The organism is Streptomyces sp. NPDC046870, assembly GCF_040704595.1.
In the GTDB taxonomy this organism is placed as follows: domain Bacteria; phylum Actinomycetota; class Actinomycetes; order Streptomycetales; family Streptomycetaceae; genus Streptomyces; species Streptomyces argyrophylli.
The window spans coordinates 82,296-94,772 of the sequence record NZ_JBEYXM010000007.1; the positions used below are offsets into that span (position 1 = coordinate 82,296).

Annotated in this window: 11 protein-coding genes; 4 read left to right on the forward strand and 7 right to left on the reverse strand. The window is 73.1% G+C overall.

The genetic code is table 11. The features are described 5' to 3' along the window. Positions 1-49 precede the first annotated feature (49 nt). Both AB0946_RS17870 and AB0946_RS17875 read left to right on the forward strand, forming a co-directional pair. The gene (locus AB0946_RS17870) at positions 50-1,405 is read left to right on the forward strand and encodes a dipeptidase (RefSeq protein WP_366761534.1); all 1,356 of its coding nucleotides are present in this window, start codon (positions 50-52) and stop codon (positions 1,403-1,405) included. Between the two features lie 61 nt (positions 1,406-1,466). After that, positions 1,467-2,201, forward strand: coding sequence for an MBL fold metallo-hydrolase (locus AB0946_RS17875; protein ID WP_366761535.1), 735 nt, complete (start codon positions 1,467-1,469; stop codon positions 2,199-2,201). Here the strand turns inward: AB0946_RS17875 and AB0946_RS17880 are convergent. Both AB0946_RS17880 and AB0946_RS17885 read right to left on the reverse strand, forming a co-directional pair. Then, complete coding sequence (locus AB0946_RS17880) at positions 2,171-3,214, reverse strand: NUDIX domain-containing protein (RefSeq protein ID WP_366761536.1); 1,044 nt, start codon at positions 3,212-3,214, stop codon at positions 2,171-2,173. The two genes, AB0946_RS17875 and AB0946_RS17880, sit on opposite strands and share 31 nt — an antisense overlap. A 154-nt stretch (positions 3,215-3,368) precedes the next feature. Beyond that, positions 3,369-3,560 (reverse strand): hypothetical protein, encoded by a 192-nt coding sequence (locus AB0946_RS17885; protein WP_366761537.1) that lies wholly within the window; start codon positions 3,558-3,560, stop codon positions 3,369-3,371. 196 nt (positions 3,561-3,756) lie between these two features. Between AB0946_RS17885 and AB0946_RS17890 the strand changes: the two genes are divergently transcribed. Next, a complete protein-coding gene (locus tag AB0946_RS17890; RefSeq protein WP_366761538.1) occupies positions 3,757-5,787 on the forward strand; it encodes an NPCBM/NEW2 domain-containing protein in 2,031 nt (676 codons plus the stop codon). Between the two features lie 210 nt (positions 5,788-5,997). On the opposite strand, the gene AB0946_RS17895 is transcribed toward AB0946_RS17890, so the two are convergent. Continuing rightward, positions 5,998-6,951 carry an ROK family protein gene (locus tag AB0946_RS17895; RefSeq protein WP_366761539.1) on the reverse strand — a complete coding sequence of 318 codons (954 nt, stop codon included), beginning with the start codon at positions 6,949-6,951 and terminating at the stop codon, positions 5,998-6,000. A gap of 212 nt (positions 6,952-7,163) precedes the next feature. On the opposite strand from AB0946_RS17895, the gene AB0946_RS17900 reads away from it, so the two are divergent. After that, on the forward strand, positions 7,164-8,210 hold the full coding sequence (locus AB0946_RS17900; protein ID WP_366761540.1) for a LacI family DNA-binding transcriptional regulator: 1,047 nt from the start codon (positions 7,164-7,166) through the stop codon (positions 8,208-8,210). A gap of 184 nt (positions 8,211-8,394) precedes the next feature. On the opposite strand, the gene AB0946_RS17905 is transcribed toward AB0946_RS17900, so the two are convergent. The 4 genes from AB0946_RS17905 to AB0946_RS17920 form a co-directional block, all read right to left on the reverse strand. Then, positions 8,395-9,693, reverse strand: coding sequence for an aldolase (locus tag AB0946_RS17905; RefSeq protein ID WP_366761541.1), 1,299 nt, complete (start codon positions 9,691-9,693; stop codon positions 8,395-8,397). Between the two features lie 185 nt (positions 9,694-9,878). After that, positions 9,879-10,841 (reverse strand): electron transfer flavoprotein subunit alpha/FixB family protein, encoded by a 963-nt coding sequence (locus AB0946_RS17910; RefSeq protein WP_366761542.1) that lies wholly within the window; start codon positions 10,839-10,841, stop codon positions 9,879-9,881. A 52-nt stretch (positions 10,842-10,893) separates the two neighbouring features. Further along, entirely contained in the window at positions 10,894-11,679 is a 786-nt protein-coding gene (locus AB0946_RS17915) for an electron transfer flavoprotein subunit beta/FixA family protein (RefSeq protein WP_366761543.1), read from the reverse strand. A gap of 227 nt (positions 11,680-11,906) precedes the next feature. Further along, positions 11,907-12,416, reverse strand: a complete 510-nt coding sequence (locus tag AB0946_RS17920; protein WP_366761544.1) for a flavin reductase family protein — start codon at positions 12,414-12,416, stop codon at positions 11,907-11,909. Between the last annotated feature and the right edge of the window lie 61 nt (positions 12,417-12,477).

The following is a 12,477-nucleotide window of genomic DNA, read 5'->3' on the forward strand; positions in this document are numbered from 1 at the left end:
GGAGGATCGGTCCACTCCCTACAACGTCGCACCTACGAGGAGCGTGCCCATGCCGTCGAATCCGGTCGCCGAGACCGTCGCCTCGCTGCTGCCCCGGGCGAAGGCGGAGCTGACCGAACTGGTCGCCTTCAAGTCGGTGGCGGACTTCACGCAGTTCCCGAAGAGCGAGAGCGACGCCGCCGCCGGCTGGATAGCCGACGCCTTGCGCGCCGAGGGTTTCACGGACGTGGCCCTGCTGGACACCCCGGACGGCACGCGGTCCGTCTACGGCCACCTCCCGGGCCCGGAGGGTGCGAAAACGGTTCTGCTGTACGCGCACTACGACGTGCAGCCCCCGCTGGACGAGGCCGGCTGGGCCACCCCGCCGTTCGAGCTGACCGAGCGGGACGGCCGCTGGTACGGCCGCGGGACCGCCGACTGCAAGGGCGGCTTCATCATGCACCTGCTCGCGCTGCGCGCCCTCAAGGCGAACGGCGGCGTCCCGGTGCACGTCAAGGTGATCGTGGAGGGCTCGGAGGAACAGGGCACGGGCGGCCTGGAGCGGTACGCCGAGCAGCACCCCGAGCTGCTGGAGGCGGACACGATCGTCATCGGCGACGCGGGCAACTTCCGGGTCGGCCTGCCGACCGTGACCACCACGCTGCGCGGTATGACCATGGTCCGGGTGCGGATCGACACCCTGGCCGGCAACCTGCACTCGGGCCAGTTCGGCGGCGCCGCTCCGGACGCGCTGGCCGCGCTGATCCGGGTGCTGGACTCGCTGCGCGCCGAGGACGGCTCCACCACGGTGGACGGCCTGGACGCCACGGCGGGGTGGGACGGCCTGGAGTACACCGAAGAGCAGTTCCGCACGGACGCCAAGGTGCTGGACGGGGTCGAGCTGATCGGTGACGGTTCGGTCGCCGACCGCATCTGGGCCCGCCCGGCGGTCACCGTCCTCGGCATCGACTGCCCGCCGGTCGTGGGCGCCACCCCGTCGGTGCAGTCGAGCGCCCGCGCCCTGGTCAGCCTGCGGGTGCCGCCGGGCGTGGACGCGGCGGAGGCCGGCAAGCTGCTCCAGGCGCACATCGAGGCCCACACCCCGTGGGGCGCCCGGGTCGGCATCGAGCAGATCGGTCAGGGCCAGCCGTTCCGCGCCGACACCTCCAGCCCCGCCTACCAGGCGATGGCCGACGCGATGGCGGTGGCCTACCCCGGCGAGACGATGAGTTACGCGGGCCAGGGCGGCTCCATCCCGCTGTGCAACACGCTCGCCGGTCTCTACCCGGAGGCGGAGATCCTGCTCATCGGGCTGAGCGAGCCGGAGGCGCAGATCCACGCGGTCAACGAGAGCGTGTCCCCCGAGGAGCTGGAGCGGCTGTCGGTCGCGGAGGCGCTGTTCCTGCGCAACTACGCGGCGAGCTGAACCGTTCTGCCCGTGGCAGAGGGCCCTCGCCACCCGGCGGGGCCCTCCCTACCGTCGGCGCATGGACGTCATCGAGCTGCTGCCCCGCCTGCACCTGTTGCGCTTCCCGGCCGGCCAGGCCTACCTCTGGCGCGACGGCGGTGAGCTGACCCTGATCGACGCGGGCCTGATCGGCTCCGGCCGGGCGATCGCCGGCGCGATCACCGCTCTGGGGCACGCCCCGGAGGACGTACGGCGCATCGTCCTGACCCACTTCCACGAGGACCACGTGGGCGGGGCGGGCGAGTTCGCCGCGCTGAGCGGGGCCGAGGTGCTGGCGCACCCCCTGGACGCCCCGTTCGTGCGGGGTGAGCGGCCCGGTCCGCCGCCGCGGTTCGAGGAGTGGGAGCTGCCGGTCCACGCGGAGGCGGCCCGGCACCTGCCCGAGGGCCCTGCGGTGCCCCCGGCCGCCCTCACCGAGGTGACGGACCAGGACGTCCTCGGCTTCGGCGGCGGGGCACGGGTGGTGCACGTCCCGGGGCACACCGACGGCAGCATCGCCCTGTTCCTGCCCGCGCACGGTGTGCTCTTCACCGGGGACACGGTGGCGGCGGCACCGGGCGACGGGACGCCGATGGCGGGGGTGTTCAACCTGGACCGGGCGCGACTGCTCGCCTCGATCGGGCGGTTGGCGGACCTCGGGGCGGAGGTGGCCTGTTTTGGCCACGGCGAACCGGTGCTGAGCGGCGCCACCGCCGCGCTCCGCTCGATCGTCGCGGCGCCGGGTCAGCCGACCGGTACGCCCGCCTCCAGATAGAGGGCGCTGCCCCGCTCCCGGGCGCGCAACGCCCAGCGCAGCCGCTCGTAACGGACGGGTGGCAGCATCGAGGCGGCCTCCTGTTCCGTGGCGAACCGCCAGGCGCGCAGTTCCGGGCCGGGCAGCAGCACCCGGGACGCCTCCCCGGACCCCAGCCGGCCCCCGTCGAACAGCAGCCGCAGCCCGCCGAACCCGGGCGGGACGGGCCGTTCCCAGTCCACGACGAGCAGCCGGGGCACCGCGCGCAGGTGTATCCCGGTCTCCTCGGCCACCTCGCGCATCCCGGCGCGGGCCGGGGCCTCGCCCCGCTCCACCACACCACCGGGGAACTCCCAGCCGGGCTTGTACGTGGGGTCGACCAGCAGTACCCGGTCGTGCTCGTCGAAGAGCAGCACACCGGCGGCGAGCGTCTCGGCGGTCGGTTCGGGGGTCTGGACGATGTCGCAGGCGGGTACGGCCCCGCTGCCGACGGCGTCGGCGATGCGGACGGCGGTCTGGTACGGGGTGAGGTCGCTGGTGTCGACCGGATGGGCGTCGGCGGTGAGCCAGGAGGCGAGGGCGGCGCGGTACGGCTCGATGTGGTCGTAGGACCACTGCCGTACGCGCATCTCGCCGTCGGGCAGGTCGGGCGGGATCTCCCGCCCGGCTATCCGCTCGCGCAGGATCGTTTCGGCCGGGGCCAGCAGCAGATGGCGCACCGTGATCCGGCGGGCGGCGAGACCCCCGAAGATCTCGTCCCGGTACTCCTGGCGGAGCAGGGTCATGGGCACGACGAGGGTGCCGCCCAGCTCGGCGAGCATCGCGGCGGCGGTGTCGACCACCAGCCGGCGCCAGATCGGCAGGTCCTGGAAGTCACCGACCTCGGCGAGGCGCTTGGGCGGCAGCAGGTGCGTGAGCGCCCCGCCGAGGACCTCGGGGTCGAAGAGCGCGCTGTTCGGGATCAGTTCGATCAGTTCGCGTGCCGTGGTGGTCTTCCCCGCACCGAACGCGCCGTTGATCCAGACGACGGTCACGGACTCCCCCTCCTGTGTCGGCCCCCTGAGGCTTGCCCGCTCCACCCTGCCACGGAAACCCCCTCGCGTTGAGGGCGCCTGTCCGCGCGCACACGGGAGTGCCGGCGCCCCCTGCGGCGGGGACGCCGGTACGCACGCCGTACGCCGTCGGGGGTTACTCGTGTCCGAGCGCGCCGTGGTCGACGTCCAGGCTGTCCCGGGCGACGAGGTGGCCGGCCGAGTCGAGGGTGTCCGAGACCTTGAGGTCGCCGACGGGTGCCTCGTCCGTCGCGTGGGACGGGGTGACGGCGGCCACGACGAATCCGGTGGCGAGGGTGGCGAGGGCGAGCATGCTGCGCTTCTTCATGCGCTGATCAACTGCGCGGAGGGGGCAGGAGTCACGCTGCGACTCGGCCCCACCGGGGCGGCGGACCCCCCAAGCAAACACAGCCGAACATTTGGCAGCCCTCTTCCAACACAGTCAGACACGTCCTACCGTAAACGCGCACTGATGACGCGTACATGCAGTCATCCCGGTTCCGCGAGTCGGAGGAACGTCAACGATGCGTCACCCTCACACCCGCACGACCCGCACCACACGCCTCAGAGTGGCCGGAGCGCTCACCGCCGGCCTGCTGTGCGCGGCGGGCCTCGCCGCCCCCGCCCTGGCGGCCCCCGCCAGGACCCCCGCCGCGCCCGCCCTCGCCGACGGGCTCGCCCTCACCCCGCCGATGGGCTTCAACAACTGGAACTCCACCCACTGCCGCGCCGACTTCAACGCGTCCATGGTCGAGGGCATCGCGGACCTCTTCGTGGAGAAGGGCCTGAAGGACGCGGGCTACCGGTACGTCAACCTGGACGACTGCTGGGCCCTGCCCGACCGTGACGCGAACGGCAAGCTGGTGCCCGACCCCGCCCGCTTCCCCGACGGGATCAAGGCGGTCGCGGACTACGTCCACGCCAAGGGCCTCAAGCTCGGCATCTACACCAGCGCCGGCACCAAGACCTGCGACAGCACCGGCTTCCCGGGCGCCCTGGGCCACGAGTACAGCGACGCGCGGCAGTTCGCCGACTGGGGCGTGGACTACCTCAAGTACGACAACTGCAACAACCAGGGCGTGGACGCCCAGCAGCGCTACCGGACCATGCGGGACGCGCTGAAGGCGACCGGACGGCCCATCGTCTACAGCATCTGCGAGTGGGGGCAGAACAAGCCCTGGGAGTGGGCCTCGGACGTCGGCCACCTGTGGCGGACCACCGGCGACATCAGCGACAACTGGGGCTCGATGCTGTCGATCCTGAAGCAGAACCTCCCGCTCGCCCCCTACGCCGGCCCCGGCCACTGGAACGACCCCGACATGCTGGAGGTCGGCAACGGCGGCATGACGGACACCGAGTACCGCTCGCACTTCTCGCTCTGGTCGGTGATGGCCGCGCCCCTGCTCATCGGCACCGACCTGCGCAAGGCGACCCCGGCCACCTACGACATCCTGGGCAACAAGGAGGTCATCGCCGTCGACCAGGACCCGCTCGGCAAGCAGGGCACCGTCGTCTCCTCCGCGGGCGGGCGCTGGGTCGTCGCCAAGGAGATGAAGGACGGCAGCCGCGCGGTGGCCCTCTTCAACGAGTCCGGCACCGCCCAGCGCATCGCCACCAGCGCGCGTGCCGTCGGCCTGCCGGACGCCGACGCCTACGCCCTGCGCGACCTGTGGCAGCACCGCACGTACAACACCGCGGGCACCATCGCCGCCACCGTCCCGGCCCACGGCACGGTCCTGCTGCGCGTCTCGGCCGACCCCCGCTGGGCCGCCCATCCGCCCGCCGTCGAGCTCGGTCTGGACGGCAGCACGCTGCTGGAGGCCGCCAACCCCGCCGCGTTCACCAGCACCGTCGCCGACCTCGGCCGGACACCCGCGCGGCAGGTCTCCGTGTCGCTGACCGGCCCCGAGGGCTGGACGGTACGGCCCACCTCGACGACCTCCGTCTCCGCGCTCGCCCCCGGTGGCACGCTGCGCACCGGCTGGCGGGTGACCGCGCCCTCCGGCACCCCGGCCGGTTCCTACGGCCTCACGCTCACGACGCGGTACCGCTCGCCGTCCGGCACACCGGTCACCAGCACCCTTGCGCTGACCGCGTCCGTCGTCGTACCGCCGCCCGCCGGGACGTCGTACCTCGGCGATCTGCCGTGGCTGTCGGCGACCAGCGGCTGGGGGCCGGTGGAGCGGAACACCAGCAACGGGGAGAGCGCCGCCGGGGACGGCAACCCGCTCACCATCGGCGGGACGGTGTACGCCAAGGGGCTCGGCGTCCACGCGCCCAGCGACATCTCCTTCTACACCGGCAAGGCCTGCGAGAAGGTCACGGCGGAGGTCGGCGTGGACGACGAGAAGGGCACGAAGGGCACCGTCGCCTTCGAGATCTGGGCGGACGGCACGAAGGCCGCGTCCACCGGCGTCCTCACCAACGCGATGCCCGCCCAGCCGCTCACCGCCGACGTCACCGGCGCCCAGGTGGTACGGCTGGTCGTCACGGACGGGGACGACGGCGTCGACTCGGACCACGCGGACTGGGCGAACGCGCGACTCACCTGCTGATCCCCGGAGCTCCAGGCTGGGCCGGGCCTCCGCCGAACGCTCGGAGGCCGGGCCCGGGCTTCGGCGGGAGCCGGCCCCGCCGAGTCCCCGCCCGGCGACCCGGATGCCTCGCTGCCTGGAGCGGCGGAGCCGAGGGCCTCTCGTTCGGGTCATGCCGGGCTCGCGGGCCCTGGCACCGCTCCCTGATCCGGCCTGACCGAACGAAAGACCCTAGCGGCTCGCCGGCGCCGGGTCCGGGGTGCGGGTCAGGGCCGCCGCGGCCGCGCCGACCAGGCCCGCGTCGGTGCCCATCTGCGCGGGGACGACGGTGAGGTGCCGGACGAAGGACAGGGTCGCGTAGTCGGTGAGGGCCTTGCGCAGGGGCGTGAACAGGACGTCGCCCGCCTTGCCGACGCCCCCGCCGATCACCGCGATGTCGATCTCGACCAGGGTCGCGGTGGCCGCGATGCCGGCGGCCAGTGCCTGCGCCGCCCGCTCGAAGGAGGCCACGGCCACCGGGTCGCCCGCACGGGCCGCGGCGGCCACCGCGGCGGCCGAGGTGTCACCGTCGGGCCCGGGGCGCCAGCCGTGCTCCAGGGCCCGGCGGGCGATGTTCGGGCCGCTGGCGATCCGCTCCACGCACCCGCGCGAGCCGCACGGGCAGAGGTCACCGTCGAGGTCCACGCTGATGTGGCCGATGTGACCGGCGTTGCCGGTCGGACCGGGATGCAGGCGTCCGCCCAGCACCAGCCCGCCGCCGACCCCCGTCGAGACCACCATGCACAGCGCGTTGTCGTGGCCGCGTGCGGCGCCCTGCCAGTGCTCGGCCGCGGTGATCGCCACACCGTCGCCGATCAGCTCCACCGGCAGGCCCCCGGTGACCGTACGCACCCGGTCCACCAGCGGGAAGTCGCGCCAGCCCGGCACGTTCACCGGGCTGACGGTGCCCGCGGAGGCGTCGACCGGACCGGCACTGCCGATGCCGACCGAGCCCGCCCGTTCCCACAGGGGCGACCCGGCGAGGTCGCCGAGCACCTCCGTCACGGCCCGCATGACCGTTTCGCCGTCCTGCTGGGCGGGCGTGGCGCGCTGGGTCCTGGCCAGGATGCGGCCGCCGCCGTCCACCAGCGCGCCGGCGATCTTGGTGCCGCCGATGTCCAGGGCCGCCACGAGGTCGGTGTGCATCAGAGTCAGATCTCCCCGTTCAAGCTTGAAAACCAAAGAGAGGCAGGCCGGTCGAGCGGTGGGGGCGCGGGCCGGAGACAGCGGTGGACAGTCTCTCGCGCATCTGACAACGTTGTCCAGGCTCTATGCTCGACGCCACATCCTCATACAAGCCCATGGATCGCGCACCACCCCGCGTGGACGAGTCGGACGAGAGACAGGACAGACGCATCGTGCCCGAGACCACCCGCCGAGCAGACCTTCCCGGTAACCGGTACGGCAACCGTCCGACGATGAAGGACGTGGCGGCGCGCGCCGGGGTCGGACTGAAGACGGTCTCCCGGGTGGTCAACGGCGAGCCCGGGGTCACCCCGGACACCGAGCGCCGGGTGCAGGAGGCGATCGAGGCGCTCGGCTTCCGCCGCAACGACAGTGCCCGGGTGCTGCGCAAGGGCCGGACGGCGAGCATCGGCCTGGTGCTGGAGGACCTCGCGGACCCGTTCTACGGCCCGCTCAGCCGCGCCGTCGAGGAGGTGGCCCGCGCGCACGGCGCGCTGCTGATCAACGGTTCCAGCGCCGAGGACCCCGAGCGCGAGCAGGAGCTGGCGCTGGCGCTGTGCGCGCGCCGGGTGGACGGTCTGGTGGTGATCCCGGCCGGGGACGACCACCGCTATCTGGAGCCGGAGATCAGGGCGGGCGTGGCGACCGTGTTCGTGGACCGCCCGGCCGGACGGATCGACGCGGACGTCGTGCTGTCCGACAACTACGGCGGCGCCCGCGACGGCGTGGCCCACCTCCTCGCGCACGGGCACCGCCGGATCGGGTTCATCGGCGACATGCCCCGCATCCACACCGCGGCGGAGCGGCTGCGCGGCTACCGGGCGGCCATGGAGGACGCGGGGATAACCGTCGAGGACCGCTGGATGTCCCTCGGCGCGACGGACCCGGAGCGGGTGCGCCGGGCGGCGGAGGAGATGCTGTCCGGCGCCGACCCGGTCACCGCGATCTTCGCCGGCAACAACCGGGTGACGGTCACCGTGATCCGGGTCCTCGCCGAGCACTCCCGCCCGGTCGCGCTCGTCGGCTTCGACGACATCGAGCTGGCCGATCTGCTCCAGCCCGGCGTCACCGTCGTCGCCCAGGACGCGGCTGCCCTCGGCCGCACCGCCGCCGAACGCCTCTTCCGCCAGCTCGACGGCACCCTGCTCGCCCCCGAACGCATCGAACTGCCGACCCGCCTGATCACCCGCGGTTCGGGCGAACTGCCGCCGGCGGTGTGAGGGGTCCGCGACGGCGGGCCTCGCGGCCGCAGGCCCGGGCCGGGCCCCGCACGCCGGCGAAGGAGACGACGTCGCCCTGGTCAGCCAGGAGGCGTCGGGCATGTGCCGCCGCCCGGCGCCGTGGCCCGGGGGCAGGGGCCCGGCCGACGGACGTGCGCCTTCCGCCGAGCGGCCCGCGTCCTCGTCACTGCCCGGACGCCGTCAGGTCGCCGCGGCGCGGGGACGCGAAGCCCTCCAGGCCGGTGCGGGTCAGGCCGGTGAGGCCGGTCACCTCGGGGAGGTCGAGAGCGCCGCAGTCGAGGCCGCGGAGCAGGTAGCCGCTGAGGGCCTTGGCGGTGGCGGGCTCGTCCATGACGTCGCCGCCGGCCCGCTCGGCGTACCGGGCGAGACGGGCCGCCGCCTGCTCGAACCCCTCGCGGTAGAAGGCGAAGACGGCCGCGTAGCGGGTGGGGAGGTGACCGGGGTGCATGTCCCAGCCCTGGTAGTAGGCGCGGGCGAGGGCGCGGCGGGTGAGGCCGTAGTGCAGGCGCCAGGCGTCGTGGACCTTGGCCGTCGGGCCGACGGGGAGGACGTTGGTGGAGCCGTCGGACACGCGGACGCCGGTGCCGGCCGCCGCCACCTGCATGACCGCCTTGGCGTGGTCGGCGGCCGGGTGGTCGCCGGCCTGGTAGGCGGCGGAGACGCCGAGGCAGGCGCTGTAGTCGAAGGTGCCGTAGTGCAGCCCGGTGGCACGGCCCTCGGCGGCCTGGATCATGCGGGCGACGGTGGCGGTGCCGTCGGTGGCGAGGATGGCCTGGCTGGTCTCGATCTGGATCTCGAAGCCCAGGCGGCCGGCGTCGAGGCCGTGCGCCTTCTCGAAGGCCTCCAGGAGCCGGACGAAGGCGCCGACCTGCTCGGGGTAGGTGACCTTGGGCAGGGTGAGGACCAGCCCGTCGGGCAGGCCCCCGGCCGCCATGAGGCCGGTGAGGAAGACGTCGAGGGTGCGGATGCCCCGGTCGCGCACGGCGGCCTCCATGCACTTCACGCGGATGCCCATGTAGGGCGCCGCCGTGCCGTTCGCGTGGGCCTCGGCGATCAGGCGGGCCGCGCGGGCGGCCGTCTCGTCCTCCTCGGCGTCGGGCCGCGGGCCGTAGCCGTCCTCGAAGTCGACGCGCAGGTCCTCGACGGGCTCGCGCTCCAGCTTGGCGCGGACGCGGGAGTGGACCGCCTCGGCCAGTTCGCCCGGCAGGCCGAGGACCGCCGCGAAGGAGGCGGCGTCCGGGGCGTGTTCGTCGAGCAGGGCGAGCGCCTGGTCCCCCCAGGAGCGCAGCGTGTCCGCGGTGAAGGCGTCCCCGGGGACGTACACGGTGTGGACGGGCTGCCGGGTGCCGGGGTCCCCGGGGTAGCGGCGCTCCAGCTCCGCGTCGACCGGTGCGAGGGAGGCGCTGATCTCCTCGCTGACGGCACCCGCGAGGCTCGTCGCCACCTTCTCCTGCTGACCCATCCCACACCCTCCAATTTTCCGCTGTACGGAATCAATAATCCGTAGAACGAAGTTATCCGGGTGATTCTCCCTGGTCAACACCCCGTCCGGACCCTGGCCGCGCCTCCGCCCGCCCTCACCAGGATGCGCCGAGGCCCCGGTGACCGTGTCGGTCACCGGGGCCTCGGCGTGCGCCCTGGGAGGACTCAGCCCTTGCGGGTCTTGATCTCCTCGGTCAGCTGCGGGACGACGTCGAACAGGTCGCCGACCACACCGAAGTCGACCAGCTCGAAGATCGGGGCCTCGGCGTCCTTGTTGACGGCCACGATCGTCTTCGAGGTCTGCATACCGGCGCGGTGCTGGATCGCGCCGGAGATGCCGTTGGCGATGTAGAGCTGCGGCGAGACCGACTTGCCGGTCTGGCCGACCTGGTTGGTGTGCGGGTACCAGCCGGCGTCCACGGCGGCACGCGAGGCGCCGACGGCCGCGCCGAGCTGGTCGGCGAGGGCCTCGATGATCGAGAAGTTCTCGGCGCCGTTGACACCGCGGCCACCGGAGACCACGATCGCGGCCTCGGTCAGCTCCGGGCGGCCCGTCGACTCACGCGGCGTACGGCCGGTGATCTTCGTGCCGGTCGCCTTGTCCGAGAAGGTCACGGACAGGGCCTCGACCGTGCCGGCGGCCGGGGCGGCCTCGACGGCGGCCGAGTTCGGCTTGACCGTGATGACCGGGGTGCCCTTGATGACGCGCGACGTGGTGGTGAAGGACGCGGCGAACACCGACTGGGTGGCCACCGGACCCTCGTCGCCGGCCTCCAGGTCGACGGCGTCGGTGATGATGCCGGAGCCGATGCGCAGCGCGAGGCGGGCGGCGATCTCCTTGCCCTCGGCGGAGGACGGGACCAGCACGGCGGCCGGGGAGACGGCCTCGTAGGCGGCCTGGAGGGCGTCCACCTTCGGCACGACCAGGTACTCGGCGTACTCGGACGCGTCGTGGGTGAGGACCTTCACCGCGCCGTGCTCGGCGAGCGTGGCGGCGGTGTCGGCGGCGCCGTTGCCCAGCGCGACGGCGACGGGCTCGCCGAGGCGGCGGGCCAGGGTCAGCAGCTCCAGGGTGGGCTTGCGGACGGCACCGTCCACGTGGTCGACGTAGACGAGGACTTCAGCCATGGGATTGCTCTCCTGCGAAACGAAGTTGAGGGGCGGTCAGCGGGGGCGAGCCTCAGATGAACTTCTGGCTCGCGAGGAACTCAGCGAGCTGCTTGCCGCCCTCGCCCTCGTCCTTGACGATGGTGCCGGCCGTGCGGGCCGGACGCTCGGTCGCGGCCTCGACCTTGGTGAACGCGCCGTCCAGGCCGACCTCCTCGGCCTCGATGTCGAGGTCCGACAGGTCCCAGGACTCCACCGGCTTCTTCTTGGCCGCCATGATGCCCTTGAAGGACGGGTAGCGGGCCTCGCCCGACTGGTCGGTGACGGAGACGACGGCCGGGAGCTGCGCCTCGAGCTGCTCCGAGGCGGCGTCGCCGTCGCGGCGGCCCTTGACCGTGCCGTCCTCGACGGAGACCTCGGACAGCAGGGTGACCTGCGGGACCCCGAGGCGCTCGGCGACCAGCGCCGGGACGACGCCCATGGTGCCGTCGGTGGAGGCCATGCCGGAGACGACCAGGTCGTAGCCGGCCTTCTCGATGGCCTTGGCCAGGACCAGGGAGGTGCCGATGGCGTCGGTGCCGTGCAGGTCGTCGTCCTCGACGTGGATGGCCTTGTCGGCACCCATCGAGAGCGCCTTGCGGAGCGCGTCCTTGGCGTCCTCGGGGCCGACCGTCAGGACGGTGACCTCGGCGTCGTCCGCGTTCTCCGCGATCTGGAGGGCCTGCTCGACCGCGTACTCGTCCAGCTCGGAGAGCAGACCGTCCACGTCGTCGCGGTCGACGGTCAGGTCATCGGCGAAGTGCCGGTCGCCAGTGGCGTCGGGCACGTACTTCACAGTGACAACGATCCTCAAGCTCACGCCGGCTCTCCTACTGCATCGTCATTTCGGGCTGCCTCTTGCAGGCAGCATAGGCGCCCCAAGCGGCCGATCCCGGTCGGGGCGTCCGAGCGCTCCGAACGAAATATTACTCGCCAGTACACCTAGTGAATGCCCGCTAAGCAAGCGCTTTGAACTGTGACCTTCGCAACGCAGCGTAACCGGAACCCGACGGCCCCGCAGGAGGGGGCGGTGCGACCGGGAAGTGATCAATCCCGCAGGCCGTTGAAGCGGCCCTGGTAGTAGAGGAGCGGGCGGCCGGCGCCCGAGGGGTCACCGAGGACCACCTCGGCGAGCACGATCCGGTGATCACCGGCCGGGACCCGTCCGACGATCCGGCACACCAGCCAGGCGAGCACGTCGTCCAGCACGGGGACGCCTTCGGGCCCCTCCTGCCAGACGGTGGGCGCGCCGAAACGGTCGGCGCCGCTGCGGGCGAAGGTGGCGGCCAGCTCGCTCTGGTGCTCGCCGAGTATGTGCACGCCCACGTGGTCGGCCTCGGCCACCGCGGGCCAGCTGGAGGCACCGGTGCCGATCCCGAAGGAGACCAGGGGCGGGTCGGCGGAGACGGAGGTCAGGGAGGTGGCGGTGAAGCCGACGGGACCGGAGGCGCCGCGCGCGGTGATCACCGCGACGCCGGCGGCGTGCCGGCGGAAGGTGGAGCGCAGCAGGTCGGAGGAGGCGAGCTGAGCGGTGCCGAGGTCGGGCGTGGCCGTCATGGAACTGTCCTTCTGCGGAAGTCGGGGCGTGGGTCCGTGGCAGCTCAACGGCCCGGACAGC